Source organism: Desulforegula conservatrix Mb1Pa (assembly GCF_000426225.1).
GTDB classification, from domain to species: Bacteria; Desulfobacterota; Desulfobacteria; order Desulfobacterales; family Desulforegulaceae; genus Desulforegula; species Desulforegula conservatrix.
In genome coordinates this window covers 77,824-102,727 of sequence record NZ_AUEY01000001.1, presented here as the reverse complement: position 1 = coordinate 102,727, position 24,904 = coordinate 77,824, and the positions used below count along the sequence as shown (strand labels likewise).

General features: G+C 41.8%; 32 protein-coding genes. 27 read left to right on the top strand and 5 right to left on the bottom strand.

The annotated features are described in order from the left end of the window. Window positions 1-4 precede the first annotated feature (4 nt). The 8 genes from secY to rplQ all read left to right on the top strand — a co-directional run bounded on the left by secY (window position 5) and on the right by rplQ (window position 4,713). On the top strand, window positions 5-1,315 hold the full coding sequence (gene secY, locus K245_RS0100500) for a preprotein translocase subunit SecY (RefSeq protein ID WP_027357737.1): 1,311 nt from the start codon (window positions 5-7) through the stop codon (window positions 1,313-1,315). A 57-nt stretch (window positions 1,316-1,372) separates the two neighbouring features. After that, window positions 1,373-1,591 carry a translation initiation factor IF-1 gene (gene infA / locus K245_RS0100495; protein WP_027357736.1) on the top strand — a complete coding sequence of 73 codons (219 nt, stop codon included), beginning with the start codon at window positions 1,373-1,375 and terminating at the stop codon, window positions 1,589-1,591. A 38-nt stretch (window positions 1,592-1,629) separates the two neighbouring features. Next, complete coding sequence (rpmJ, locus tag K245_RS0100490) at window positions 1,630-1,743, top strand: 50S ribosomal protein L36 (RefSeq protein ID WP_027357735.1); 114 nt, start codon at window positions 1,630-1,632, stop codon at window positions 1,741-1,743. Window positions 1,744-1,757: 14 nt separating this feature from the next. After that, window positions 1,758-2,126, top strand: coding sequence for a 30S ribosomal protein S13 (gene rpsM, locus K245_RS0100485; RefSeq protein ID WP_027357734.1), 369 nt, complete (start codon window positions 1,758-1,760; stop codon window positions 2,124-2,126). 22 nt (window positions 2,127-2,148) lie between these two features. Further along, window positions 2,149-2,535: a 30S ribosomal protein S11 gene (gene rpsK, locus K245_RS0100480; protein ID WP_027357733.1), complete on the top strand. Its 387-nt coding sequence runs from the start codon at window positions 2,149-2,151 to the stop codon at window positions 2,533-2,535. A 44-nt stretch (window positions 2,536-2,579) separates the two neighbouring features. Beyond that, on the top strand, window positions 2,580-3,206 hold the full coding sequence (rpsD, locus tag K245_RS0100475) for a 30S ribosomal protein S4 (RefSeq protein WP_027357732.1): 627 nt from the start codon (window positions 2,580-2,582) through the stop codon (window positions 3,204-3,206). A 76-nt stretch (window positions 3,207-3,282) separates the two neighbouring features. Further along, entirely contained in the window at window positions 3,283-4,308 is a 1,026-nt protein-coding gene (locus K245_RS0100470) for a DNA-directed RNA polymerase subunit alpha (RefSeq protein WP_198013784.1), read from the top strand. A 6-nt stretch (window positions 4,309-4,314) separates the two neighbouring features. Then, window positions 4,315-4,713 (top strand): 50S ribosomal protein L17, encoded by a 399-nt coding sequence (gene rplQ / locus K245_RS0100465; RefSeq protein ID WP_027357730.1) that lies wholly within the window; start codon window positions 4,315-4,317, stop codon window positions 4,711-4,713. A gap of 99 nt (window positions 4,714-4,812) precedes the next feature. Here rplQ and ahbB read toward each other — a convergent pair whose 3' ends face one another. The 3 genes from ahbB to K245_RS0100450 form a co-directional block, all read right to left on the bottom strand. Beyond that, on the bottom strand, window positions 4,813-5,310 hold the full coding sequence (ahbB, locus tag K245_RS0100460; RefSeq protein ID WP_332248648.1) for a siroheme decarboxylase subunit beta: 498 nt from the start codon (window positions 5,308-5,310) through the stop codon (window positions 4,813-4,815). Between the two features lie 131 nt (window positions 5,311-5,441). Next, entirely contained in the window at window positions 5,442-5,783 is a 342-nt protein-coding gene (locus K245_RS0100455) for a NifB/NifX family molybdenum-iron cluster-binding protein (protein WP_027357728.1), read from the bottom strand. Window positions 5,784-5,801: 18 nt separating this feature from the next. Then, window positions 5,802-7,214, bottom strand: coding sequence for a sigma-54 interaction domain-containing protein (locus tag K245_RS0100450; RefSeq protein ID WP_027357727.1), 1,413 nt, complete (start codon window positions 7,212-7,214; stop codon window positions 5,802-5,804). 908 nt (window positions 7,215-8,122) lie between these two features. Between K245_RS0100450 and K245_RS0100445 the strand changes: the two genes are divergently transcribed. The 7 genes from K245_RS0100445 (at window position 8,123) to K245_RS22410 (ending at window position 15,132) form a co-directional block, all read left to right on the top strand. Then, a complete protein-coding gene (locus K245_RS0100445) occupies window positions 8,123-9,856 on the top strand; it encodes an ATP-binding protein (protein WP_051283721.1) in 1,734 nt (577 codons plus the stop codon). Window positions 9,857-9,944: 88 nt separating this feature from the next. After that, on the top strand, window positions 9,945-11,312 hold the full coding sequence (locus K245_RS0100440; RefSeq protein ID WP_027357725.1) for a sigma-54-dependent transcriptional regulator: 1,368 nt from the start codon (window positions 9,945-9,947) through the stop codon (window positions 11,310-11,312). Window positions 11,313-11,326: 14 nt separating this feature from the next. Further along, complete coding sequence (trxC, locus tag K245_RS0100435; protein WP_027357724.1) at window positions 11,327-11,773, top strand: thioredoxin TrxC; 447 nt, start codon at window positions 11,327-11,329, stop codon at window positions 11,771-11,773. 175 nt (window positions 11,774-11,948) lie between these two features. Then, entirely contained in the window at window positions 11,949-12,647 is a 699-nt protein-coding gene (locus K245_RS0100430) for a LolA family protein (RefSeq protein WP_027357723.1), read from the top strand. 43 nt (window positions 12,648-12,690) lie between these two features. Continuing rightward, window positions 12,691-13,587 carry a quinolinate synthase NadA gene (nadA, locus tag K245_RS0100425; protein WP_084156080.1) on the top strand — a complete coding sequence of 299 codons (897 nt, stop codon included), beginning with the start codon at window positions 12,691-12,693 and terminating at the stop codon, window positions 13,585-13,587. A 100-nt stretch (window positions 13,588-13,687) separates the two neighbouring features. Continuing rightward, on the top strand, window positions 13,688-14,077 hold the full coding sequence (locus K245_RS0100420; protein ID WP_027357721.1) for a cupin domain-containing protein: 390 nt from the start codon (window positions 13,688-13,690) through the stop codon (window positions 14,075-14,077). Window positions 14,078-14,178: 101 nt separating this feature from the next. After that, window positions 14,179-15,132, top strand: coding sequence for a tetratricopeptide repeat protein (locus tag K245_RS22410; protein ID WP_051283720.1), 954 nt, complete (start codon window positions 14,179-14,181; stop codon window positions 15,130-15,132). Window positions 15,133-15,192: 60 nt separating this feature from the next. On the opposite strand, the gene K245_RS0100410 is transcribed toward K245_RS22410, so the two are convergent. Both K245_RS0100410 and K245_RS0100405 read right to left on the bottom strand, forming a co-directional pair. Further along, window positions 15,193-15,936 (bottom strand): YebC/PmpR family DNA-binding transcriptional regulator, encoded by a 744-nt coding sequence (locus tag K245_RS0100410; protein ID WP_027357720.1) that lies wholly within the window; start codon window positions 15,934-15,936, stop codon window positions 15,193-15,195. A 4-nt stretch (window positions 15,937-15,940) separates the two neighbouring features. Next, a complete protein-coding gene (locus K245_RS0100405; protein WP_027357719.1) occupies window positions 15,941-16,555 on the bottom strand; it encodes an RlmE family RNA methyltransferase in 615 nt (204 codons plus the stop codon). 367 nt (window positions 16,556-16,922) lie between these two features. Here K245_RS0100405 and lgt point away from each other — a divergent pair, with 367 nt between their 5' ends. The 12 genes from lgt (at window position 16,923) to K245_RS22400 (ending at window position 24,757) form a co-directional block, all read left to right on the top strand. Further along, window positions 16,923-17,696, top strand: a complete 774-nt coding sequence (gene lgt / locus K245_RS0100400) for a prolipoprotein diacylglyceryl transferase (protein ID WP_027357718.1) — start codon at window positions 16,923-16,925, stop codon at window positions 17,694-17,696. Window positions 17,697-17,789: 93 nt separating this feature from the next. Continuing rightward, window positions 17,790-18,110: an ArsR/SmtB family transcription factor gene (locus tag K245_RS0100395; RefSeq protein WP_027357717.1), complete on the top strand. Its 321-nt coding sequence runs from the start codon at window positions 17,790-17,792 to the stop codon at window positions 18,108-18,110. A 59-nt stretch (window positions 18,111-18,169) separates the two neighbouring features. Continuing rightward, window positions 18,170-19,261: a permease gene (locus K245_RS0100390; RefSeq protein ID WP_084156070.1), complete on the top strand. Its 1,092-nt coding sequence runs from the start codon at window positions 18,170-18,172 to the stop codon at window positions 19,259-19,261. Window positions 19,262-19,336: 75 nt separating this feature from the next. Then, on the top strand, window positions 19,337-19,573 hold the full coding sequence (locus K245_RS0100385) for a thioredoxin family protein (protein WP_035276251.1): 237 nt from the start codon (window positions 19,337-19,339) through the stop codon (window positions 19,571-19,573). 13 nt (window positions 19,574-19,586) lie between these two features. After that, entirely contained in the window at window positions 19,587-19,973 is a 387-nt protein-coding gene (locus K245_RS0100380) for a putative zinc-binding protein (protein ID WP_027357714.1), read from the top strand. Next, on the top strand, window positions 19,973-20,494 hold the full coding sequence (locus K245_RS0100375; RefSeq protein WP_027357713.1) for a nitrophenyl compound nitroreductase subunit ArsF family protein: 522 nt from the start codon (window positions 19,973-19,975) through the stop codon (window positions 20,492-20,494). The genes K245_RS0100380 and K245_RS0100375 overlap by 1 nt, the downstream gene beginning before the upstream one ends. Then, window positions 20,494-21,201 carry an aromatic aminobenezylarsenical efflux permease ArsG family transporter gene (locus tag K245_RS0100370; RefSeq protein ID WP_027357712.1) on the top strand — a complete coding sequence of 236 codons (708 nt, stop codon included), beginning with the start codon at window positions 20,494-20,496 and terminating at the stop codon, window positions 21,199-21,201. The genes K245_RS0100375 and K245_RS0100370 overlap by 1 nt, the downstream gene beginning before the upstream one ends. Window positions 21,202-21,205: 4 nt before the next feature. Then, window positions 21,206-21,382, top strand: coding sequence for a bacterioferritin-associated ferredoxin (locus tag K245_RS22405; protein ID WP_035276250.1), 177 nt, complete (start codon window positions 21,206-21,208; stop codon window positions 21,380-21,382). A gap of 67 nt (window positions 21,383-21,449) precedes the next feature. Further along, window positions 21,450-21,893 (top strand): arsenate reductase ArsC, encoded by a 444-nt coding sequence (locus K245_RS0100360; protein ID WP_027357711.1) that lies wholly within the window; start codon window positions 21,450-21,452, stop codon window positions 21,891-21,893. 161 nt (window positions 21,894-22,054) lie between these two features. Beyond that, window positions 22,055-23,113 (top strand): ACR3 family arsenite efflux transporter, encoded by a 1,059-nt coding sequence (gene arsB, locus K245_RS0100355; RefSeq protein ID WP_027357710.1) that lies wholly within the window; start codon window positions 22,055-22,057, stop codon window positions 23,111-23,113. Then, window positions 23,113-23,910: an arsenite methyltransferase gene (locus tag K245_RS0100350; RefSeq protein ID WP_027357709.1), complete on the top strand. Its 798-nt coding sequence runs from the start codon at window positions 23,113-23,115 to the stop codon at window positions 23,908-23,910. The genes arsB and K245_RS0100350 overlap by 1 nt, the downstream gene beginning before the upstream one ends. 298 nt (window positions 23,911-24,208) lie before the next feature. Then, a complete protein-coding gene (locus K245_RS22400) occupies window positions 24,209-24,757 on the top strand; it encodes an OsmC family protein (RefSeq protein WP_156906659.1) in 549 nt (182 codons plus the stop codon). Window positions 24,758-24,904 lie beyond the last annotated feature (147 nt).

Here is a 24,904-nt window from a genome sequence, read left to right as displayed (position 1 = left end):
CCATATGGCAAGCCATATAATGGAGAATATTTCGAAGCTGCCAGAATTAAGACGTAAGATTATTACAACATTCGTTCTTATATTCGTATATAGAATTGGTGTTCATATTCCTACACCTGGAATTGATACTGCCGCTCTTGCATCGTTTTTCAAATCTCAGTCCGGGACATTGTTTGCAATGTTCGATATGTTCTCTGGCGGAGCCTTTGAAAGACTTTCTGTTTTTGCGCTTGGAATTATGCCATATATTACGGCTTCTATTATCTTTCAGCTATTGACTGTTGCCATACCCCATCTTGAGCAGCTTTCCAAGGAAGGTGAAAGAGGTCGTAAGAAAATTACCCAGTATACTCGCTATGCTACAGTTATTCTGAGTCTTTTCCAGGGATTTGGGATAGCTGTGGGGCTTGAAAGTATGGTTGCCCCAGGTGGTGCTCCCATTGTTGTAGCTCCAGGTCTTGGGTTTAAGATTCTTGCAGCTCTCACTCTTGCCTCAGGAACCGCATTTATAATGTGGCTCGGTGAGCAGATTACTGAGCGCGGTATTGGTAATGGTATTTCATTGATTATATTCGCGGGTATTGTTGCCAGAATGCCCGCTGCTGTAAGTAATACATTTAAGATGGTTTCTGCCGGTGAAATCGGTGTTTTTTCTCTTATTCTTATTGCTGTAATCATTGTCGGCGTTATAGCTGCCATTGTTTTTATGGAACAGGCGCAAAGAAGAATACCGGTTCAGTATGCAAAGAGGGTTGTTGGTAGGAAAGTCTACGGTGGCATAAATACTCATCTACCATTGAAAATAAATACATCGGGTGTAATTCCTGCCATATTTGCTTCGTCACTCCTTATGTTTCCAGCAACTCTGGCCAATTTTGCACCTGGTCTAAAAGATTATCTAAGCTTCTTACATCCAGGTTCTTTATTTTATAATGTATTTTATGTTGCTTTTATCTGCTTTTTCTGCTTTTTCTATACGGCTGTCATATTCAAGCCTAACGAGATTGCTGAAAATATGAAAAGAAATGGCGGGTTCATTCCTGGGATACGACCAGGTGTTAAAACAGCTGAATACATAGATAAGGTATTGACCCGAATTACTGTTGGCGGTGCTTTATATATATCAGCCGTCTGTGTGTTGCCGACTATTTTGGCTACCCAGTTGCACGCGCCTTTTTACTTTGGGGGGACAGCTCTCCTGATTGTAGTTGGTGTATCTATTGACACTATGGCGCAGCTTGAGTCTCACATGATTTCAAGAAATTATGAGGGATTCCTGAAAAAAGGCAGCACAAGGGTAAAAGGAAGATATTAATTCTGTCCGAAGCTGATGGCTTAATCAAATCAGTAAGGATTAGAAACGGAGTGGATTATGGCAAAAGAAGAACCTATAAAGGTTCAGGGCACAGTAGTTGAGACATTGCCGAACGCAATGTTTCGAGTTCAGCTCCAGAATAAGCATGAAATACTTGCCCATATATCTGGAAAGATGCGAATGCATTTCATAAAAATTCTACCCGGTGATACAGTTACAGTTGAACTTTCACCTTATGATCTGACTCGCGGAAGAATTACATATCGATCCAAATAGCCGATGATTATCTATAGTGAATAGCTAAGGAGTTTATAATGAAGGTTAGGACGTCGGTTAAGAAAATTTGCAGCAAGTGTAAGGTTGTTCGCCGTAAGGGCGTTGTTAGAATTATCTGTGTAGACAAAAGACACAAACAGAAGCAAGGATAAAGGGGGGCTTAGGTTTGGCACGTATTGCGGGTGTTGATTTACCTAGACGTAAGCGCATGGATATTGCTTTAACCTATATCTATGGGATCGGCCGGAGCACTGCCAAGGATATTCTTGCCAGGCTTGATATTGATCCGTCCAGAAATTCTGATGAGTTGACTGAAGCTGAAATCGGTCTGATTCGTAAAGCGATAGATACCGAATATACGGTCGAAGGAGAGTTGCGAGCCCAGGTCTCCATGGGAATAAAAAGACTCATGGATCTTGGTTGCTACAGAGGACTTCGTCATCGTAAGGCACTTCCTGTTCGTGGTCAGAGAACCAAGACGAACGCCAGGACAAGAAAAGGGCCTAGAAAAGCTTCCGTCAAAAAGAAAAAATAGCTGAATAGGAGCAGAATAACTCATGGCGAAAGTCCGGACCACAAAGAAGAAGGTCAAAAAAAATATTTATAGTGGCGTTGTCCATATTCAGTCTACTTTTAATAATACCATTATTACAGTGACTGATACTGCCGGGAATGCAATCTCCTGGTCAAGTTCGGGTGCACATGGCTTCAAGGGATCACGTAAGAGTACTCCTTTTGCTGCACAGGTTGCTGCAGAGGACGCTGCCAAGAAAGCTATGGAACACGGAATGAAGAATGTAGAGGTATACGTGAAGGGCCCAGGCGCAGGAAGAGAGTCTGCAATCAGGGCTCTTCAGTCAGCCGGATTCAATATTACCTTTATAAGAGACGTAACTCCTGTTCCTCACAACGGATGCAGGCCACCAAAGCGTCGTCGTGTATAAGATCACTTTTAGAAATCTTATAAAAGGATCATAAGGAGGAAGATTTGGCAAGATATCGTGAATCAGTCTGCAGGATTTGTAGACGTGAGAATATGAAGCTTTTTCTGAAAGGCGATCGTTGCTACTCAGATAAATGCGCTTTTGACAGAAGAGGTTATGCACCTGGTCAGCATGGACAGAGACGCACAAAACTGTCTGAGTATGGAATCCAGCTGCGCGAGAAGCAGAAGGTTAAAAGAAATTATGGACTTTCAGAAAAACAGTTTCGTTTGACTTTTTTTAAAGCTGATAGACTCAAAGGCGTAACAGGCGCAAATCTTCTTATGTCTCTTGAGCGCAGACTTGATAACGTGGTTTACAGACTTGGTTTCGGAAGCTCGAGAGCACAGTCTCGTCAGCTTGTTCGTCACAGCCATTTTCTAGTTAATGGCAGAAAGGTTAACATACCTTCGTATGTAATCAAACCAAATGATGTTATCGAACTCAAGGAAGGCAGCCGCAGTGTTCAGGTTGTAAATGATGCTCTGGATGCAGTTGTTCGCAGAGGTATTCCCCAGTGGCTCGAATTGGATAAATCAGGCTTCAAGGGTATTGTAAGATCAATACCAGTCAGAGATGATATAACCATGCCAATTCAGGAACAGCTGATTGTCGAGCTTTATTCGAAGTAAGAAATTTCTGGAGAATCAGAATTAATCGGATATCTGTGTACAATATCTTCCTCTGAGATAGCTCTGGAGATTAAAAATGTCATCATCCTCTAATGAACTCATGTTTATGAATTGGCGTGATATGATCAGTCCTGAAAGAATTCAGGTAACTGGTGCGCCGGATTATGGGAAATTTGTCTGCGAACCTCTTGAAAGAGGTTTCGGAACGACAATCGGCAATGCGCTCAGGCGGACAATCCTGTCATCGCTTCATGGTGCTGCAATTGTTTCTGTATATATTGAATCGGTTATGCACGAATTTAGTGCGGTTCCAAATGTTCTTGAGGACGTTTCGGAGATTATACTCAATCTTAAAGAAGTCAGATTGAAAGTCAACGATCCTGAACCAAAAACCATCACAATAGAAGCGACTGGTCCGAAGTTAATAACCGCGGCCGATATTGTATCTCCTGATGGAAGGGTAGAAGTGCTGAATCCATCTCAGCATATTGCTACACTAAATGATGGTGGTACACTTAATATGGTGATGACTGTAAAAGTTGGAAAGGGATATGCACTCGCATCTGAGAACATAGATGAAAGAGCACCTGTTGGTACCATTTCCATAGATTCTGTTTTTTCACCCATAAAAAGGGTTCGATATACTGTTGGCAATGCACGTGTCGGTCAGCGTACTGACTATGACAAGCTTACACTCGAAGTCTGGACAGATGGCAGCATTGTTCCTGTTGACGCCGTGGCTTTCTCGGCGAAAATTCTTAAGGAGCAGATGAATTCATTCATCAGTTTTGATGAAGAAATTGAGCCTACTGTCGAAGAGAAATCTGAAGAGCCGATTAAGACAAATTATAACGAAAATCTTTACAGAAGTGTAGATGAGCTTGAGCTTTCAGTGCGCAGTGCAAATTGTCTTAAGAATGCTGATATTACAAAAATATTCCAACTCGTCCAGCGAACCGAGAGCGAAATGCTCAAAACTAAGAATTTTGGACGTAAATCTCTGAATGAGATCAAGGAAGTTTTGGAAGAGATGGGCCTTTCCCTGGGGATGAAAATTGATGGTTTTGAACCCCCTGAGGATAATTTCGAGGAAGGAGAGTAATATTCCATGCGACATAGAAAAGCCGGATTAAAATTAGGCAGAACATCAAGTCATCGCGATGCAATGTTTCGTAATATGGTGACTTCGCTGTTCAAGCATGATCGTATTAAGACCACTGATGTAAAAGCAAAAGAGCTTCGCAGATGGGCAGACAAGATGATAACCCTCGCAAAGAGAGGTGATCTTCATGCCAGACGTCAGGCTCTTGCAGTCATCCGTGAAAAGGATGTTGTTCATAAGCTTTTTGCTGAAGCAACTGAAAGATTTTCTGGAAGACAGGGCGGTTATACACGAGTTGTCAAAATGGGATTCAGACCCGGTGACGCAGCTCAGATAGCACTTATTGAGCTTGTCGATCCACCTGTGGCTTCATCTGATGTGACTTCGACATCCCCAGAAGCATAGTTCCCTTTTAAAATAATTAGAGCCGTTATATCTATTGTGGATAAACGGCTCTTTTTAATTTAATATACCTCGTACTCTCCAAAAAAAATCTGAACTTTTTTAGTCATCCTCGTCCTCAAGATGTGCATTGCTAAAATAAGTCATTGAGGTTTTTTTGAGTTCACGGACGCTGAATAATATTTCATAATCTGTAACTCCTGTTGCTTTTGATATTTGAGCCACTTTATCAAGGCATTTATTTTTGTTTGCTTCGTGCACCATGGTATATAGGTTATATTTCCAATCGTGCTCAGGTGATCTTCTATAGCAATGACTCACCTCTGAAAAGGCCGCCATTTTTTTTCCAATGTCCGCAACTTGTATTTCCTCGGTTTTCCAGGCAACCATTGCGTTTGAGGAAAATCCTGATTTCTGGTGTCTGAGTGTAGCCCCAAATCTTCTGATAAGACCTTTCTCAGTGAGTTTAGATAGAACCTCAATAAATTCTTTTTCACTTATACCTATGTCGTTAGACAGTCTTTCATAAGGTTTTTCGCAGATGGGGATATCCCCCTGAATGGCGGCAATAACTCTCTTCTCAATATATGAAATAATCATGTTTAAGTCCTTGACTAATTTTATAAATAACTTGGTAAATCTTTATAGCATTATCGATGTTTTTATCAAGTGATAGACCAATATACAGATTATTATGCCAGCTATGGAGGATTTAAGTTATTAGTCTATGATTAAATAGTGGCTTCAGGTAAAATAACGCCAGTCAAAAGCTTCCCTTTCACCAGGTATTCAATCGCCAACTCCCATTTACCAATTACTGAATCAATAATCTGTATTCTTTTCCACGACAAATACTGATGATATTCATCTTCTATACCTCCACAAATAACTACTTTTGTGTTTTCTGTAATTATCAGATGGCAAAGCTTTTCAGCAGATGCAGCCGGCAGTACAATTGTCTTGCTTTCCTCAACAATATTGTTGGATAAAGTTATTATTTGGATTTCAGTCGCAAGATCAAATCTCGGAGCTATGTCATTACCTGTTATCGGGATTAGTATTTTTTGAAGCATATGATGGATTTCTCGTTATTAGTCCTCAATATTGTGCTCTCGCATTTTTCTCCAGAGAGTTGATCTAGACCACCCTAAAATGTCAGCCGCCTTTGATTTTCTGCCACCTGTCTTTACAAGGGTATCAAGGATCATTCTTTTTTCTGTAATTTTCCATGAATCGAGGGAGCTTGCATTTTGATCGATGAGAGTTACTGTGCTTTCGATAGAAAGGGGGGGGGAATCAGTATTATCCCCGGTTCCGCAAAAAGAATCCTTGTGTTCAGTAAGGTAGGTAGGCAGATGGTCAATTTCAATTTCTGATCCTTGGCATATATTGACTGCATATTCAGTGATGTTTCTAAGCTCGCGAATATTGCCGGGGTATGAATGGGACAATAGAAAATTCAATGCAGATTTTGAAAATGCCCTGATACTTTTTTTTGCCTCTGCATTGAAGTTCTGTCTGAAATGTTCCAGGAGTATTCTGATATCACCCATCCTGTCTTTAAGTGATGGGAGATCGAGCCTTGCTACATTAAGTCTGTACAAAAGGTCCTTTCTGAAAAGCCCCTGTCTTGCCATTTCTTCAAGATTCCTGTTGGTCGCAGCAATAATCCTAACATTTGCTGTAAAAGCGTTTAGGCTGCCCAATGGATAAATCAGGTTTCCATCGAGAAAAGCAAGCAGCTTGGCCTGTTGATTGACGGGCAGGTCTCCAATTTCGGTGAGAAAAAGAGTGCCATTGTGAGCCAGTCTGAATTTCCCAGGCTTGTTATCTATTGCACCAGGAAAGGCGCCTCGTTGGTGACCAAACAGCTCAGATTCAAGAATCGATTCAGGAAGGGCGCCACAGCTTATTTTTATAAAAGGCCCGTTGGATCTGGGCGAAGCGATGTGAACGGCCTCTGCGATTAAATCCTTGCCGGTTCCTGTCTCACCGGTGATAAGAATTGATGTGTCGCTCAGGGCGAGAACAGGGAGTGTGTTGAAAATTTTTTCCATTTCCTTGCTTTTGCCTATAATCATGGAAAAATTATAAGCAGAGTGCTTCGATACCTCAAGATTCTTTATTTGTCTGAGGTCTTCAGCGGCTTCAATGAACCCGACAATTTCTCCTGTTTCCCCTCTTATTGAAGCCGTAGTCAGCCTAATTGGTATTTTTTGTCTTTCAGTATTTATTATATCTGTTTCACAGGAAATTGATCCAGGGTTGATAAGCTGATTGGCTGCCGGACATTTTTCAATGCATGCCCTTGCTCTTACGATATCTCGGCACAGAACATTTTTAGCCATAGACTCTGAATAGCCTGTCAGCGCTGTCATTGCCCTGTTGAGTGTTATTACGCGAAGATTAATATCAATGATGGCTATGCCAATTGGCAGTTCATCGATGAAATCTTGAAAAAAATCATGCTTTTGAAGAAGTTGAAGTATTAATGAAGAATTCATGGTATTTATTAGTCTTGTTAGATTCTTTATCGATAGCACAATATAAACTATTCTGAAACGTTTTAAAACGATGGCCTTGATATATGCGGCAATTGGGTGTTTTTGCAATCAGAAATATTTATTTGTTCGGAAGGATGCACCAGTTTGATTCGTTTTGAATGGCGTATAAAAAATACCCAGTATCTGTAGAGCTATTAAAACTGATTATGGTTGTTGAGCTACCATGCCGATCAAAAGTATATTGTAAGCCCTGATCTATCTGCACGCCTGATTTAGGAAGCTGCTTCAGCTATCCTTAAAACCGAGAATAAATCAGTCAGAGCAAAAAAAATGCGGGCAGAATTTTTCTGCCCGCAAAACAAGGAAGAGAGGGGATGACACCTATATATGCAAAACCTTTTCGGTTAAAGCCTAATTAAAACAATGCGGGGAGCCCGTGCCCCCCGCCACAAAAAAGGAAGAGGAGAAAATGAAGGAGATCATTTCTGATATACTATTAATGCAAACTATATGCCGTATGTGATTTGTATTAAAGCTTGGTTTGTAATATACTGTATTTAGGGTGTTTTGTTTTTAATATGCATTTATGAATGCAGGATTTGCAGGTGTGTGGTGTATAAAAAATATACATTTGCACTTGTATGGTGCTTGTAGTGTGGAAAAAGTATGCACAATGAAATAGTTGTGATAATGACTAACAAATACGTATGAGCAAGTTCAGGATATGATTAGATTTAGATGATAGAAAAAATTATATTTCGAACATTGAAGTATCAGTTTTACTAAACTTCTATTTGAGCTCTTTGCCTTGTTTCTTATTTGTCCGTGCTGTTCAATCCGATCCTGAACAGATAGAACTGTCTTTGGATATTAAATTTGCAGGGCATTAAATTTGCAAGTCAAAAAATATGAATATTAGAAAAAAAAAAGCCAGAACTTTGCCTGTTCCACCCTGGGCAATACCAAGCGTAATAATTCTTCTTTTTCCTCTTTTTGCCGGCCTTACCTACCAGCATATCAAAATTCAGACTTCAAGCACGGGAAGACTTCTTTTTGAAAAGGGGACCGCACTGATCAGGTCTTTTGAGGCCGGTACAAAAACCGGAATGATTTTGAGACAGTGGGGGAAAACCCATCTCCAGAATCTCATTACTGAAACTGCCAAGCAAAGGGATATTCTTTATATCCTGGTTGCAGACGAGAGCAGCACGATAGTTGCGCATAATAATCCTGCCTATGTCGGCAAAAAGCTTGGGGAAGGATTTCCTCCCTGGGAAAAGTCACTTGATGCTAAATGGCAGATTAATCAAACCCCGGAAGGCAAAAAAATATTCACGGTTTATAAAAAATTCCTCCCCGGAGGTCAGGAAGGTAATCAGCAGATCATAATTAATTCTCTGTTTGGCACAGGCCAGACAATAAAGGCAAAAATAACTCCTCCTGAACTTAATATTTTTGTCGGACTTGATATGACAGATGTCGAAACTGCGCGTTTGTCAGATGAACGCCAACTGCTTTTTACAGGCGGGGTTCTTCTGTTGATAGGCATTTCCGGCGTTCTTCTTATGTTCATGATTTACAACAATCGTCAGACAAAAGCCTCGCTTACAAAAATAAAGGCTTTTTCGGAAAATCTTGTAGAAAATATGCCTGTAGGTCTTCTTACTATAGATGTTTCAGGCATGGTGACAGCAATGAACCCATCTGCGGGATCAATCCTTAACATTGAAAATTCTCTTCTTCCGGAGCATCGGTCTGCCCTGTTGCCCGAAGAAATTTCTGCTTTTATAGATAATATAGAAAACAATGAAAAGGTTCATCCTGCTACTCTTCTTGAATGCAAAGTCGGCGGCGTTTCAATGTTTCTGGATGTGAGCGCGGCTCCTTTGTACAATAACTCAGGTGAAATATCAGGTCATATAATCCTTATCAAGGACATGACAGAACTACGGCATCTCCAGAATGAGGTTGTGCGTTCACAAAAACTTGCTACCGTAGGCAAGCTGGCAGCCGGAGTTGCCCATGAAATTAGAAATCCGCTTAGTTCAATCAAGGGCTTTGCAACCTATTTCAAGGAAAGATACAAGGAAAGACCTGAAGATCAGGAAATCGCTTCCATTATGATTCAGGAAACAGACAGACTTAACAGGGTTGTTAGCCAGCTCCTTGAATTTGCCAGGCCTGCAAAGCCCGCCCCAAGGGAGACAGATCTGAAGAATTTTATCTCAGAAACTATTTTCATACTTGAGGGGCAGCCAAAGGCAAAATCAATCGAAATTGTCGTTGATCATGAATCTTTTCCTGAAACAGCCTGCCTTGATTCAGATATGATGCGCCAGGTGCTTCTTAATCTTTATCTTAACAGTGTGGAAGCCATGGGCGAGAGTGGCGTTTTGTCCATTAAGGCCTCGAGGGATGAATCAAGGCTTGTAATAACAATTACAGACAATGGCTGCGGCATCAAGGACGAAGATCTCGGACAGATTTTTGACCCTTATTTCACCACAAAATCCACGGGCACGGGTCTTGGTCTTGCGATAACCAACAGCATTGTGGAATCCCACGGCGGAGAGATCAAGATTTCAAGTTCTCCGGGATACGGAACAGAGGTCTCTATTATCTTGCCTCAGCCATCTTGCTGATATGATATTAATTAAAAATTTAGAGGAGCAGGGTAGAATGAATCCGGTATTTGTTTTAAGTTTTTAGCCGGTTTCGCTGGAATTTATTATGATACAGAAACCACGTACTATTCTTATTGTTGACGATGATACTGCACACAGAACAATGCTTAAAACCCTTATTCGTGAATGGGGATATGATATCAGGGAGGCTGATGATGGCGAAACAGCCATAAAAGCCGTAAAAGATGAAGCTTTTGACATTATTCTGATGGATATAAAAATGGTCAGAATGTCAGGCCTCGAAGCTCTTCCTTATATAAAGGCCTTTAATCCTGTAATTCCGGTAATAATCATGACGGCATATTCTTCTGTGGAGACCGCTGTTGAGGCTTTGAAAAGCGGAGCCTGGGATTACCTGATAAAACCCCTGGATTTTGAAAAGCTCAAGTTGACTTTGAAGAGGGCGCTTGAGCATTCCGGTCTGATTGAGGAAAATAAAAGACTTAGGGCCAGTCTAATGGATCAGTTTGACCGGGGGCGCATAATAGGCCAGAGTCCTGCCATTGTCAGGCTTACAGAAGTAATCGCCCAGGTGGCTCCATCAGAGGCCACCGTTCTTATTTCCGGCGAATCAGGAACTGGAAAGGAGCTTGTAGCTTCAGCCATTCATTTCAACAGCCCCAGAAAAGAAGGGCCGCTTATTAAAATCAATTGCGCAGCCATTACTGATACCCTCCTTGAGTCAGAGCTGTTCGGCCATGAAAAGGGCGCTTTTACGGGCGCTGATAAAAGAAAGGAAGGTAAATTTGTCCAGGCAAACGGTGGGACCCTTTTTCTTGACGAGATAGGAGAAATGCCGCTTCCAATGCAGGCAAAGCTTTTAAGGGTTCTTCAGGAAAGAGAAATAACAAGGGTTGGCGGAGATTCGGTGATTCCTGTGGATGTAAGGATGGTGGCCGCTACAAATCGGGATCTTGCCACATCTGTAAAAAATGGTGAATTCAGGGAAGATCTCTATTATCGTCTTAATGTTGTCGACCTTAATCTTCCGCCTCTAAGGGACAGAAGAGATGACATTTCTCTTCTTGCGTCAAGATTTATGGCTTCTTTTGCCGAGAAAAACAAAAAAAATATAAAAGGTTTTACTCCGAGGGCTATGGACACACTTGTCAGGTACGATTGGCCAGGAAATGTAAGAGAGCTTATGAATATGATTGAGAGAGCCGTTGTTCTTTCAAGGACAGAATGGCTGGATGAACATGATTTTTCCATCAGGCTCACGACTGAGCAGCAGCAATACAGGATACCCACCGAAATCGAATGTCCTGACGAGCCCCTTGACGAAATGGAAAAAAGGGCCATCGCAAGCATGCTTGAAAGGACAGGCGGCAACAAGAGTGAAGCTTCTCGCAGGTTGGGCATTACAAGGAAGACTCTTCATAAAAAACTCAGAGAATATGGCATAGCTGACTAAAAAAGGGGAAAGATATGGACGAACTTATTCTGAGATGTCAGAAATGCAAGGCTCGCAATAAAATTCCCAAGGCACGCGTTTCAGACAATCCAAAATGCGGAAAATGCAAGACCCCAATCAAGACGGAAAATATATTCGACGGTAAAGTAGTTAAAGTTACGGATGCGACTTTTGAGGACAAAGTTCTTTTATCTCCTCTTCCTGTTCTTCTTGATTGCTGGGCATCATGGTGCGGGCCCTGCAAGATGATGGGGCCTGTAATGGAGGAGCTTGCCGAAGAATGGAAAGGGAAAGTCAGGGTTGCCAAGCTTAATGTTGATGACAACAAAATGACATCTTCCAGATTCAAGATATCAAGCATTCCAACTTTTTTGGCATTCGATTCAGGTGCATCCGATGGGCGTCTTGTCGGTGCTGTTTCAAAGGGCGATCTCAGAAAACTGATGAGGCAGTTTCTTTGATTTTATTGTGCCTTGGTCTGTTTCAAGAATTTATAAAATGCTCGTGCTTGCTTTAATCATGACCTTGAAAATGAGATCTTATGCCGCATGATTATTAGTATTTACAAAAAATACTTATTGCGATAGTAAGTTTTCTTTTAACCATAAACATTTAAAATAAATATCTGTTAAAATTATGAAAAAATATATTGCTGCTTCAATGATCATGTTTCTTTCCTGCTTTATTCTTTTTTCAGCTGTTTCTGTACCAGCTGCGGAAAAAGTTGCTGAAAAGGCAAAGTCCCAGGTGGATGATATCCTGTCGAAGATAGAGGCGCGATATGGCGGCCCCGGTTTTTCCGCTGTTTTTACCCAGAAATCATATCTCGCAGCAATGCAGATGACCGAAGAAGCGACCGGAAGCGCTATTTTTAAAAAGCCCGGGAAAATGAAGTGGACATATGAAACTCCTGAAAAGCAGCTCATTGTAACGGATGGAGTTACTTTATGGATTTACAGGCCAGAAGACAGCCAGGTCATGACTGGAAAGCCAGAAAGCTACCTCGCAGATGGTAAGGGTGGAAGTCTTCTCTCAGATGTTAAGATGATAAGAAAAAAATTCGATGTAACCTATACCGGAAAGAACGCCAATGGCGATCATGAACTCAAGCTGATGCCAAAGGAGCTGACCGGAGCGCTTACAAAAGCAGGCCTTGTTATTTCTGCCCAGTCATTCGATATCCTTAAGATCGTATATGAAAATGAGTATCAGGATAAAACAGAACTTAATTTCAAGGATCTCAAATTCGGACTGAATCCGTCCGATGCTGAATTTGATTTTAAAATACCTGAAGGCGTACACAAACTTAAGTTAGGCAGTCAGGAAAAGGATTGATTTTTTACCTGTTGCCGGCAAAAGATTTTTGATGAGATGCAAAATGAAAGATCGTATTAAAGTACTTAAAAAAGAAAGAAACGCAATAATTCTGGCCCATAATTACGAGCCGCCTGAAATCCAGGATATTGCGGATCTTTGCGGCGACTCCCTTGAACTCAGCATAAAGGCAGCAGATACTGATGCCGATGTGATAGTTTTTTGCGGAGTGCATTTCATGGCTGAAACTGCGTCAATATTATCTCCTGACAAGAAGGTGCTTCTTCCGGTTAAGGACGCAGGATGTCCTATGGCAGACATGATTACGCCGGAAAAGCTTAAAACCAGGCTCGCAGAACTTGGCGATCTGCCAGTCGTGACCTATGTCAATTCTTCGGCAGCTGTTAAGGCTATTTCAACGATATGCTGTACCTCCGCAAATGTGCTGAGTGTTGTGAACAGCATATCTGCCCCTGAGATACTCATGACTCCGGACAGAAATCTCGCCATGTATGCAGCTTCAAAGACCAATAAGAAGATCCATTTATGGGAAGGCTATTGCCCTTTTCATAACGCCCTGACTGTTCAGGAAGTGGAAAACGTAAAAAAGGCTTATCCAGAGGCAGAGTTCATAGCTCACCCTGAGTGTCCTCCTGAAATAGTTGCCATGGCCGATGCTGTTTTAAGTACTTCAGGCATGCTCAGGTATGCGGCCAGTTCCAAGAACAGGGAGTTTATAATCGGAACTGAAGTCGGGCTTCTCTATCCCCTAAAAAAAACATGCCCAGATAAGATTTTTTATCCCGCGTCTCTGAGGATGGAGTGTCCTGAGATGAAAAAAATAAAAATTGAAGATATTTTAGTGAGTCTTGAGAATATGAGCGGAGAGGTCAAGGTACCTGAAGAAATAAGAATACCGGCTTTAAGGTCTGTCCAGGCCATGGTCGATCTTTCAAAATAATATATTTGAGCCTGGGGAATGACTGTTTTCTCCGGGCATTTTTTCTAATAGTCAATATCCTCTTTAAAACTTCCTCTTTCATAATTCTTGAATAATACATATGAATGTATGCGTAAAAAAATCAGACATCTGCTCAGAATATTTTTTTGATGAGGGCTGTCACATAATTGAAATATCAAATTCAGGGGATGATCCTGATGTCTCGATCGCCAGGGCAAGGGTTGAACCGGGTGTGACCACAAAATGGCATAGGCTTAGAGAAACTTCAGAAAGATATTTGATCATGTCAGGATCCGGGTTTGTGGAAATTGGCGATCAGAGGCCGGTTATGGTCTCGGCCGGAGATGTCGTACTTATTCCTGCAATGTGCAGACAAAGAATTTCAAACATCGGGCCTGAAGATTTGATATTCTTTGCGGTCTGCACGCCGCCTTTTAAAAAAAGCATTTATGAAGAATGCCGTGATCAGGAAACTGGTACGGGGATTTGAGCTTTTTACATTAAATTGTTGTCTAATTTTATATCCTGTTATTGGACTCATGTTTCAACTCCATAAATTTACAATAGTACATCGCAATCAGGGAGAGCATTATGTCATGGCAAAAGACCGTATTTTTTTCTTTGTGTTTAACCATTCTTTCATTCTCATCTCTTTTTGCAGAAGAAGATGAATGGCTTAAATATAGCCAGCAAACAATGAATATGTATGGTCAGGGGCAGTATGATCAGGCTGCTGTTTCAGGGAAAAAAGCCATAGATATTGCTGAGGCAAAATATGGAAAGGATAGTCAGAAAGTCGCGGTTTCAGCCAATAATCTTGGGGAAGTATATAGAATTCAAGGGAAATATGCCGAGGCAGAGCCTCTTTTCAGGAAAGCTCTTGAAGTCAGTGAAAAAACACTGACGCCCGGTCATCCTGATATTGCAACTTCCCTGAACAATCTTGCCCTTCTTTATTTTGAGCAGAAAAAATATGCCGAGGCAGAGCCTCTTTTCAAAAGAGCCCTGGAAATAAATGAAAAGGTAAACGGCCCGGATCATCCCATTGTTGCTAATGATATAAACAGCCTTGCCCTTCTTTATCAGTCATGGAAAAAATACCCTGCAGCCGAGGCTCTTTACAAAAGGGCGATTGCCATAGATGAAAAGAATTCTGGTCCCAACAGCCCTGACATTGCCTCTTCTTACAATAATCTTGCGTCCCTTTATTCTGAAAAAGGTGATTACGCACTCTCTGAAGAATATTACAAAAAATCCATTGCGGTAAGGGAAAAAGCCTTTGGAACTATGCATCCTGACCTTGCTTCTTCATATAATAATCTTGGAACTCTGTATAAAAAACAGGAAAAATACGCAGCAGCGGAAGAATGCTACAAAAAGTCAATAACAATATTTGAAAGAGCGGCGGCCCCTCCTGTCTCAAGATATCTGGCAACTCTTCAAAATCTGTCTGAAGTATTAGCTAAGACCGGTAGGAATGAGGAGGCCGGCAAAATTTCTGTAAAAATGGAAGAGATAAAGAAAGCCGCAGCTGACAAACAATAGTATCTATATTATAAAAAGGGGAGGCAGGCTCCCCTTTTAAATGCAATGAATTGCGTGGCGCTACATTGCGTTAGCTATATCATCAGGGATGTCAGCGTTTGTGTAAACCTTCTGGACATCGTCGCAGTCATCAAAGGCATCCATCATCTTGACCATCTTTTCAGCATCCTTGCCCTCAAGCGGAGCCATATTCTGGGGAATCATGGTTATTTCAGACATTTCGAACTGAAACTTCTCATTTGCAAGAGCATCTCTGACAGCTTCGAAATCTTCAGGAGCAGTTATCACTTCAAAAGTGCCATCTTCCTCGCGCACATCTTCGGCGCCTGCTTCTATGGCTGTTTCCATGACCTTTTCTTCATCAATGCCTTCTTTGTTGATTACAATCAGGCCCTTTCGGTCGAACATCCAGCCAACGCAGCCCGTTGCACCGATGTTGCCGTCATACTTATTGAAAATGTGGCGGATTTCCGCTATTGCCCTGTTTTTGTTGTCTGTCATTGATTCAACAATGATTGCAGCTCCTCCTGGGCCATAGCCTTCATAGGTGTTTTCTTCGTAGTTTACACCTTCAAGTTCTCCCGTCCCTTTTTTGATGGCCCTTTCCCAGTTGTCCTTGGGCATGTTGTTGGCTTTGGCTTCATCAATGGCTGTTCTGAGGCGTGGATTGGCAGAAGGATCACCTCCGCCAGTACGTGCCGCAACAGTAATTTCCTTGATCAGTTTTGTAAAAACCTTGCCCCTCTTGGCGTCTTCCTTGCCTTTTTTGTGACGGATATTGGCCCATTTACTATGACCTGCCATATTTTTATTCCTCCTCGTTCTTTCCGATTCCGATGATATAAATTTCTTTGCTTTCTTTTCTGCAACTCTGGGGTTTGAATATTTTCTGTGTTTTGAATTTCGTTTTTACAGTTGCCACAAATGAATCAAATCCGCTGCCCTGGAAAATCTTGCATACAAAAGAACCTCCTGGCTTCAGAAGCTTTAAGGCTACATCAAGCGCTGCAAGGCTCAGGTCATATGATCTTGCAGCGTCCACATCCTTGCGCCCTGTTGTTGCCGGAGCCATGTCGCTGGTTACAAGGTCGAACGGAGGATTGAATGGACCGAAATCAAATTCAAAAACATCTCCCACAAGTGCTGTTGCATTGGATGGTAATGGTATCTCGACTGGTTTGAGATCAATTCCCGCTACTCTGCCTGCATTGCCAACCTGTTCAGCTGCGTACATAAGCCAGGAGCCAGGAGCGCACCCAAGATCAAGGACTTTGTGGCCTTTTTTTATGAGGTTTACTTTCTGCTGGATTTCTTTGAGCTTATAAACCGAACGTGCCGGATAATTTTCCTTTCTGGCAAGAAGGGTGTAATGGTCGTCATCCCAAGAGTTCGATTTTTGTTTGTTTTTATTGGAAAACTTCATAATTATCCGGATTTATTACAGGCTGAATTCATTTTTTCAAGTAAAACCTTGCGTATATATCTTATCAGATTGATCAAAGTCAAGTTGCTCGGGAATTAAAAAATCATGAACAAGGATGCAATCTGTTAAAGTTGTGCTGGTTGTGATTATATACTAACGTGTCTCTGCCTCCCGGAGGGGCTTTGGTTGCTTGTTAAATATGACAAAGTCGCAAAAAGTACGATTTTCGTCATTCCGGCGCAGGCCGGAATCCAGAAGTAGCTGAAAATACTGGATACCGGGTCAAGCCCGGCATGACGCTAAAGCCATTTTTCGACTTTTTGCGAGTCCATCAAATATTTATTAACAAAAAATATAGGCTGCTTTTATGATCTGGAATATTGACCCTGAAATTTTGAGAATAGGCCCGCTTGCATTCAGATGGTACGGGCTTTTTTTTGCGACCTCTTTTATTGCAGGCTTCTGGATTATGCAATGGATTTACAGGCAAGAAGGACGATCTGCTGAGGAGCTTGAATCACTTTTTACATATATGCTTGCAGGAACAGTAATAGGCGCAAGGCTTGGGCACTGTATCTTTTATGAGCCTTTGTATTATCTCCATAATCCTCTCGATATTTTGAAGATCTGGGAAGGTGGGCTTGCGAGCCACGGAGGCGCGATCGGGATAATTCTGGCCCTGTTTTTATATTCAAGGAAACCCGGAATGCCGGATTTGCTGTGGATTCTTGATCGAGTGGTCATCCCAACGGCACTTGGCGGTTCGTATATCCGCGTAGGGAATTTTTTTAATTCAGAAATACTTGGAACTCAGACTAAAGGCTGGTGGGCGGTCATTTTCGAAAGAGTGGACATGGTGCCAAGGCATCCTGTTCAGATTTATGAGGCTTTGGCTTATATGGCTGTTTTCTGGATACTGTTCTTCTTTTACAGGATTAAGAAATACTCGGAACGCAGAGGATTTTTGTCCGGTCTTTTTCTTGCTCTGGTCTTTTCCGCACGCTTTGCGCTGGAGTTTTTAAAAACTGAACAGGCAGACTATGAATCCGGTTTTGCTATAAGTGTTGGGCAGTGGCTGAGTATTCCTTTTGCGCTTGCCGGGTTATTATTGATTATCAGGGCCTTGAAGAAGAAAAGCTGATTCTGCGACAATCGGAGTATTTGTATTTAAAAACATTCTTGACATTTGTATGGTTATTTGGCTAAACTACCAAATAAATACATGGAGAAATAAATGGCTGTAAAAAATTCTGAACTGATAGAAGCAAAAGCAAAAATACTTAAAGCAATGGGCCATCCCACAAGGCTTTTTATCATTGAAGAACTTGCCCATGGGGAAAAATGCGTTTGCGAGTTTGTCGATCTTGTGGGGCATGATTTTTCAACCATTTCAAAGCATCTTTCCATTTTGAAGCAGGTTGGAATTGTTGTTGATGAAAAGCGGGGGCAGCAGGTTTACTATCGTTTGAAGGTTCCATGCGTTCTTAATTTCATGGGCTGCATAGAGGCGGTAATAAAATCAGAGGCTGATTGTCGCATGAAGATGATCGCGTGATTTTTTAAAAACTTTTTTATTTGGCTTTTTTGGCAAATAGCCATTGAGTGGGGGGCAAAATGTCCAACCAAATTATTGGGACTCCGGCTTCAACAGATCAGAATGAAGCTGTTTCTGAAGCGGGTTTTAAAAAAAACTTATGGATAATTTTTTTAAGGCTTTTTTTATTTATTCTTGCTTGGCTGTCTCTATACGTTTTTCTGAAACCTTTTGCAGACTGGTTTACCTATAAATTGATAGGCCTTCCTCCTGAATCTCATCTCGGAAGCGCATTGAATTTTTTTGTTTATGATACTCCCAAGGTTTTGATGCTTCTGGTGATAGTGGTTTTTGGGGTTGGCATAATAAGATCTTTTTTTACTCCAGAACGGACCAGAAAATTTCTTGCCGGAAAGCGGGAGTCTTTAGGCAATGTTCTTGCTGCGCTTCTTGGCATTGTGACCCCTTTCTGTTCATGCTCTGCGGTTCCATTGTTCATAGGATTTGTGACTGCCGGGGTTCCGCTTGGAGTTACTTTTTCATTTCTTATCTCGGCTCCGATGGTTAATGAGGTTGCGCTTGTTCTTCTTTTTGGCCTTTTCGGGTGGAAGGCCGCTTTGATTTATATGGGTACCGGTCTTTTTATCGCCATGTTTTCTGGATGGGTTATCGGTAAGCTGAAAATGGAAAAATATGTTGAAGAATGGGTCTATGAAACTGGAGCAAATGCGGTTGATTCAGGAGATATGAGAATATCGTTTGAAGAGCGTATTCGTTACGGAATCGATGCTGTTCGTGAAATTGTGGCTAAAGTCTGGCCTTACGTTGTTGCCGGCATAGCTGTAGGAGCCGGAATACATGGTTATGTTCCCCAGGATTTCATGGCTTCAATAATGGGAAAGGGCACATGGTGGTCTGTGCCTCTGGCTGTAATAATAGGTATCCCTATGTATTCCAATGCTGCAGGCATGATTCCGATTGTTCAGGCGCTTGTGGGCAAAGGAGCTGCACTCGGCACTGCCCTCGCTTTCATGATGGCGGTGATAGGGCTTTCCCTTCCTGAAACCGTTATTCTCAGAAAGGTTCTTAAAATGAGGTTGATTGCTACTTTCATCGGTATTGTTGGAACAGGGATTCTTTTTGTCGGATACCTTTTTAATATGATTTTTTAAGGATCAAAATTTACAGGTTTTTTGCGAGCTTTCACAAAGCGACCTTTCATGGACATACAAAAGGAGAAACAAATCATGAAAATTCAGATTTTAGGAACAGGATGCCCCAAATGTTCCACCCTGGCAAAACAGGCTGAAGAAGCGGCAAAGCAGCTCGGCGCTGATTATGAAATCGAGAAGCTTACTGACATAAGGGACATCATGAAGATGGGTGTCATGACCACTCCCGCTCTTGCCATAGACGGTTCAGTAAAGATTGTTGGCAAGGTTCCGACGGTTGAAGAAATTAAGAAAATAATTTCAGGTATTTAAGGCGGGGGTAAATATGGGCGAATCTAAAGCATGCGAATGTTCAACAGCTCCAAAATTGATTTTTGCCTGTTCGGGCGCGGCAGATGTCGGCGCACTTTCTGATCAGGCAGCAAGAAAGATGACAAGGGATGGGAACGGCAAGATGTTCTGCCTTGCAGGAATTGGCGCAAGGATTTCCGGAATAATGAAAAACACCGAGGCTGCCGCAGCAATACTTGCCATAGACGGTTGCGCCTTGAACTGCGCCAGTAAAAGCCTTGAAGAAGCCGGATTTAAAAACTTCGAACACCTGCTTGTTTCTGATCTTGGTTTTCAGAAAGGAGAATCTCCTGTGACAGAAGATGCTGTGGCAAAAATTGCAGAAGCAGGAGCAAAGCTGATTTCAAAAGGAGTATATTAGTGAAAAAGATAAAATCATTGATGGTTTTAGGCCTAATTGCTTTGGTCGCTTTTGGCGGCTTCATGGCTTTTGACAGCCGGAAAGCGACTGCAGAGGATAAAAAAACGATCGCAGTTTTAAAATCAGAAGCTCCCAAAGATGCAAAAGCCACTTCATCCGAAGTCCAACAGAAACAGGAAGGCGCTAAAGTAATCGCATATTATTTTCACGGTAATGTTCGTTGTCCAACTTGCATGAAGCTTGAGGAATACTCTGGAGAAGCTGTCAATCAGGGATTTGCTGAAGAAATTAAAAAAGGCTCCCTGGAATTCATTCCCCTGAATGTCGATCAAGATGGCAACAGTCATTATATCAGGGATTACGCACTTGTCAGCAAGGCTCTTGTTCTTTCTAAGACAGTTAATGGCAAAGAGGTAAAATGGAAAAATCTGGATATGATCTGGAATCTTGTGCGTGACCACGATAAATTCATCGAATATGTCAGGGATGAAACAAAGAAAATGATTGAGGGAAAAAGCTGATGAACGAATTTGCCATAGCCGTTGGTTCTGCATTCTGGCTTGGAATTCTCACATCCATAAGCCCATGCCCGCTTGCGACAAATATTGCGGCAATTTCTTATGTCGGAAAGGACGTGGCAAGTCCGTCAAGGGTTTTAATGGGAGGCGTTCTATACACGGCCGGTCGTTCCTTTGCTTATCTTCTGATAGGAATAGCCCTTGTCTCAAGTTTGCTTTCAGCACCTTCTGTGTCAAGTTTCCTTCAGACTTATATGCCCAAGGCTCTTGGGCCGCTTCTTATTTTAACAGGGCTTGTTCTGACAGGAGCTCTATCATTCAGTTTTTTTTCAGGGAGTGGAATAAGTGCCGGTTTCCAGGAAAGAATTAAAAAGATGGGGCTGGCCGGGGCCATAGTTCTTGGAATTATCTTTGCGCTGTCCTTCTGTCCTGTTTCGGCTGCTCTTTTTTTTGGAAGCCTTATTCCTGTGGCGCTTAAATTTCAGTCAGGAGTAATGCTTCCTGCTGTTTATGGACTCGCTACTGGTCTTCCTGTAATAGGTTTTGCCGTTCTTGTTGCCCTTGGCGCAAACAAGGTCGCAAATGCCTTTGACAAAGTGACTGTTTTTGAAATCTGGGCAAGGAGAATTACAGGTACTGTTTTTATTCTTGCAGGGGCTTTTTATATCCTGGAACAGTATTTTCAAGTTTCAGTATGGGAGTGGTTTTAGGTTTGTGGAAAATTACAGCAACAGCTGCAATGAAAAAATCTGTTTCTGTTTTGGTTATTCCAGACAGGATATTATTGAAGATGTCTTGAAAAATGGAAGTTCTTCTATTCTGGAAAGAATAATGGAGGAAAAGAAATCCGGCGGATGTTCGTGTGCAATTAAAAATCCCAAGGGCAGATGATGTCTTCCTGATGTTCGCCAGTTGGTGAGCGAAATTATAAAATATCCAAAAATAAAGGTGCTCATAAATGACTGACAATAAAAAAAAGAAAATCCTTTTTCTGTGTACAGGAAATTCTTGCAGAAGCCAGATGGCAGAAGGATGGGCAAAGCATCTTAAAGGTGATGTTGTCGAATCTTATTCAGCAGGAATAGAAACCCACGGTCTTAATCCCAATGCAGTTAAGGTCATGGCAGAAGCTGGCGTTGATATATCCGGCCACAAGTCAGAAAATGTTAATGACCTTCTTCATATTCAGTTTGATTATGTGGTCACAGTCTGCGGTCATGCAAATGAAAACTGCCCTTTTTTTCCTGGAAAAGCAAAGGTTGTTCATGTGGGTTTTGACGATCCTCCAGCGCTTGCAAAGGCAGTTGAGGGTGAAGAAGAAAAACTGAACTGCTACAGAAGGGTAAGGGATGAAATCAGGGCGTTTGTTGAAACGTTACCTGAAGTACTGATAAATCTTTAAGATTTATGGGTGTCTCTAAAAATTAGAATTTTTGATGTGGTAGCAAGGACGTGTCGCACGGAGAACCAGAGTTTATGCGGTATAAATGAGGCTTCGAGTACGACGCTGACGCAGCTAACGCGCGAAAAGGCAATTTTTAGAGGTGGCCTTATGGAGGCTGTATGGAAACGACTATTATAAAAAAATTATCTTTCCTTGACCGCTATCTAACTCTCTGGATCTTTCTCGCCATGCTTGCAGGAGTTCTTGGCGGATGGGTTTACCCTAATGTAAAGAACTTCATAAATTTCTTCCAGGCAGGGACAACCAATATCCCAATTGCTATTGGCCTGATTCTTATGATGTATCCGCCCCTTGCCAAGGTAAAATATGAAGAACTTGGAAGCGTTTTCAGGAATTTCAGGGTTCTTGCCCTTTCCCTCGTTCAGAACTGGATAGTAGGGCCTGTGCTGATGTTCCTTCTGTCCATAGCTTTTCTTTCAGGACATCATGAATACATGGTGGGACTTATTCTCATAGGTCTTGCAAGATGCATAGCCATGGTCATTGTCTGGAACGAGCTTGCGGGCGGAGATAACGAATACTGCGCAGGACTCGTGGCATTCAATTCCATTTTTCAGGTTCTGTTTTTTTCTGTGTACGCATGGTTTTTTATTACTTTTCTGCCGAAATTGATGGGGCTTTCCGGCGCTGTTGTGAATATTTCCATGGGACAGATAGCTGAAAGCGTTTTTATCTATCTTGGCATTCCATTTATCGCAGGCATAATTTCAAGATTTGTCGGCATAAAGCTTAAAGGCAAGGAATGGTACGAGCATAGATTCATACCCAAAATCAGCCCTGTCACCCTCATAGCCCTGCTTTTTACGATTCTTGTGATGTTTTCACTAAAAGGTGAGTACATTGTCCAGCTTCCCTTGGATGTCGTGAGAATCGCGATTCCTCTGTGCATTTATTTTGTGGTCATGTTTCTTATTTCATTCTTTATGTCCAAAAAAGTAGGGGCAAATTATGGCCAGGCTGCGACCTTAAGCTTTACCGCCGCATCCAATAATTTTGAGCTTGCAATAGCTGTGGCCGTGGCTGTTTTCGGAGTGAACTCCGGACAGGCTTTTGCAGCAGTAATAGGGCCGCTTGTAGAGGTTCCTGTTCTTATAGGGCTTGTTAACGTGGCCCTGTATTTTAAAAATAAATTTGAATGGGTCAAAGGCCAGAACTAATGGATAGAAAAAATGTTGACAGGCTGGATGGAGATGCAATCAGGCAAGCAGTAAAAGATCAATATGGAGAAGTTGTGTCAGGATGTGGATGCGGTGGTGGCTGCTGCATAACGCCAACTCCTGACATGTCAGGGCGAATGGGGTATTCGGACGCTGAAATGAAGTCTGTTCCTGAAGGTGCCAATCTCGGTCTTGGGTGTGGAAACCCTCATGCGTTTGCTTCTTTAACGGCAGGAGAAACAGTTCTTGATCTTGGGAGCGGAGCAGGTTTTGACTGTTTTATTGCGGCAGAAAAAGTCGGCAGAAATGGCCATGTGATTGGCGTTGACATGACTCCTGAAATGATTTCCAAAGCCAGGGCAAACGCATTAAAAGGAGGTTTTGGAAACGTTGACTTCCGTTTTGGTGAAATCGAGAAATTACCTGTTGATAATAACTCGGTCGATGTTGTCATCTCGAACTGTGTTATAAATCTTTCCCCTGACAAGCAAGAAGTCTTTAATGAAACTTTTCGGGTGCTTAAGCCGGGTGGCCGAATCGCTATTTCTGATATTGTTGCAATTGCCGAATTTCCTGAAACTACAAAACATAATATTGCTCTTTATACTGGTTGCATTGCAGGCGCTTCCCCTATACCTGAAATCAAAAAAATGCTTCAAAATTCAGGTTTTAAAGAAATCAAAATTATTCCAAAGGATGAAAGCAGGAAATTTATTAGAGAATGGGCGCCAGGCAACAATATTAATGATTATGTGTTATCTGCAATTATCAATGCAATAAAACCATTGCGCCAATAGGGCTGTTTGATTAATCACCTTTAGATGATCCCAATTTTTACCGCTTTGAGCGATTCAAAATTTCATAAGGCCGCTTGACTTGGCAACTGAATAGGAATTTATAAGTTCAGTTTTTGTCTGTCATGGGCGTCCTGCCTGATCCAGATCAATATTCCTTTTGCTTTTCCAAAAAAGTTTGTATGCTTTTTAATTAAAAAAGGTTCTCCATGATAACAGCAAGCTGTGAGTATTTATGCAGCATGGAACCTTTGATGAATGAATCGTTTGTGCTTAAGAAAAGGGAGAATTGGTGAAAATTATGAAGATGAAACATGCAGGCCTTTTAACTGTCATTCTCTCAGCGAGTCTCTTTTTGACAATCAGTTCAGCCTTTGGCGAGACAGATAAAGAGAACGATGGCAAAAAGACCGATACGATATACAAAGTCAAAGTAGAGGTAAAAGAAGTGAAAAACCGGATAGTTGAGGGCAAAGTCCGTGATCACGTCATTCATATCGATCAGCCTAAGGAATTCGGAGGGGGCAATACTGCTCCAACTCCGCCTGAAACTTTGGCATTTGCTCTGGGGAGTTGTTTCGTTTCAACTGGGCGCTTAATTGCTATGCAGAGAAATATGAATCTGCGGTCTATTGAGGCCGTCGTCGAAAGCGAACTGTCTTTTGAAAAGGCTCTGGGAATGAGTCAGGAAAAAAGAGCCGGATTTACAGGATTTAAGATCATTGCAAAGATTGATTCCGACATGTCAATCGAAGATAAGAAAAAATTTCTTCAGGAAATCAGTTCCCGGTGTCCCATGTGTGACAATATTCTGAATACGACTCCTGTTACCTATGAATTAAAGGAGTAACAGTTTTCAGAAGGTGTTGTAGTTGCAACATTGTTGGACTCGCAAAAACAAAAAAGGCAACTGCGTCATGCCGGATTTGATCCTGCGTTTTTGTATATTCAGACACTTCTGATTCCGGCTCCCTGTTTTGACCGGGATAGGCCACGC

What these genes read in the sequence shown, in the direction of transcription:
- K245_RS0100385 (WP_035276251.1), top strand. Translation starts at nt 19,337, where the DNA reads ATGAAAATTCAGATTTTAGGAACAGGATGCCCCAAATGTTCCACCCTG.
- K245_RS0100390 (WP_084156070.1), top strand. Translation starts at nt 18,170, where the DNA reads ATGTCCAACCAAATTATTGGGACTCCGGCTTCAACAGATCAGAATGAA.
- nadA (WP_084156080.1), top strand. Translation starts at nt 12,691, where the DNA reads ATGAAAGATCGTATTAAAGTACTTAAAAAAGAAAGAAACGCAATAATT.
- K245_RS0100395 (WP_027357717.1), top strand. Translation starts at nt 17,790, where the DNA reads ATGGCTGTAAAAAATTCTGAACTGATAGAAGCAAAAGCAAAAATACTT.
- K245_RS0100405 (WP_027357719.1), bottom strand. Translation starts at nt 16,555, where the DNA reads ATGAAGTTTTCCAATAAAAACAAACAAAAATCGAACTCTTGGGATGAC.
- K245_RS0100370 (WP_027357712.1), top strand. Translation starts at nt 20,494, where the DNA reads ATGAACGAATTTGCCATAGCCGTTGGTTCTGCATTCTGGCTTGGAATT.
- K245_RS0100420 (WP_027357721.1), top strand. Translation starts at nt 13,688, where the DNA reads ATGAATGTATGCGTAAAAAAATCAGACATCTGCTCAGAATATTTTTTT.
- K245_RS0100350 (WP_027357709.1), top strand. Translation starts at nt 23,113, where the DNA reads ATGGATAGAAAAAATGTTGACAGGCTGGATGGAGATGCAATCAGGCAA.
- lgt (WP_027357718.1), top strand. Translation starts at nt 16,923, where the DNA reads ATGATCTGGAATATTGACCCTGAAATTTTGAGAATAGGCCCGCTTGCA.
- K245_RS22400 (WP_156906659.1), top strand. Translation starts at nt 24,209, where the DNA reads ATGAAGATGAAACATGCAGGCCTTTTAACTGTCATTCTCTCAGCGAGT.
- trxC (WP_027357724.1), top strand. Translation starts at nt 11,327, where the DNA reads ATGGACGAACTTATTCTGAGATGTCAGAAATGCAAGGCTCGCAATAAA.
- K245_RS0100430 (WP_027357723.1), top strand. Translation starts at nt 11,949, where the DNA reads ATGAAAAAATATATTGCTGCTTCAATGATCATGTTTCTTTCCTGCTTT.
- K245_RS0100470 (WP_198013784.1), top strand. Translation starts at nt 3,283, where the DNA reads ATGTCATCATCCTCTAATGAACTCATGTTTATGAATTGGCGTGATATG.
- rpmJ (WP_027357735.1), top strand. Translation starts at nt 1,630, where the DNA reads ATGAAGGTTAGGACGTCGGTTAAGAAAATTTGCAGCAAGTGTAAGGTT.
- K245_RS0100445 (WP_051283721.1), top strand. Translation starts at nt 8,123, where the DNA reads ATGAATATTAGAAAAAAAAAAGCCAGAACTTTGCCTGTTCCACCCTGG.
- arsB (WP_027357710.1), top strand. Translation starts at nt 22,055, where the DNA reads ATGGAAACGACTATTATAAAAAAATTATCTTTCCTTGACCGCTATCTA.
- rplQ (WP_027357730.1), top strand. Translation starts at nt 4,315, where the DNA reads ATGCGACATAGAAAAGCCGGATTAAAATTAGGCAGAACATCAAGTCAT.
- K245_RS0100380 (WP_027357714.1), top strand. Translation starts at nt 19,587, where the DNA reads ATGGGCGAATCTAAAGCATGCGAATGTTCAACAGCTCCAAAATTGATT.
- ahbB (WP_332248648.1), bottom strand. Translation starts at nt 5,310, where the DNA reads ATGATTATTTCATATATTGAGAAGAGAGTTATTGCCGCCATTCAGGGG.
- secY (WP_027357737.1), top strand. Translation starts at nt 5, where the DNA reads ATGGCAAGCCATATAATGGAGAATATTTCGAAGCTGCCAGAATTAAGA.
- infA (WP_027357736.1), top strand. Translation starts at nt 1,373, where the DNA reads ATGGCAAAAGAAGAACCTATAAAGGTTCAGGGCACAGTAGTTGAGACA.
- rpsK (WP_027357733.1), top strand. Translation starts at nt 2,149, where the DNA reads ATGGCGAAAGTCCGGACCACAAAGAAGAAGGTCAAAAAAAATATTTAT.
- K245_RS22410 (WP_051283720.1), top strand. Translation starts at nt 14,179, where the DNA reads ATGTCATGGCAAAAGACCGTATTTTTTTCTTTGTGTTTAACCATTCTT.
- K245_RS0100440 (WP_027357725.1), top strand. Translation starts at nt 9,945, where the DNA reads ATGATACAGAAACCACGTACTATTCTTATTGTTGACGATGATACTGCA.
- K245_RS0100450 (WP_027357727.1), bottom strand. Translation starts at nt 7,214, where the DNA reads ATGAATTCTTCATTAATACTTCAACTTCTTCAAAAGCATGATTTTTTT.
- K245_RS0100360 (WP_027357711.1), top strand. Translation starts at nt 21,450, where the DNA reads ATGACTGACAATAAAAAAAAGAAAATCCTTTTTCTGTGTACAGGAAAT.
- K245_RS0100410 (WP_027357720.1), bottom strand. Translation starts at nt 15,936, where the DNA reads ATGGCAGGTCATAGTAAATGGGCCAATATCCGTCACAAAAAAGGCAAG.
- K245_RS0100455 (WP_027357728.1), bottom strand. Translation starts at nt 5,783, where the DNA reads ATGCTTCAAAAAATACTAATCCCGATAACAGGTAATGACATAGCTCCG.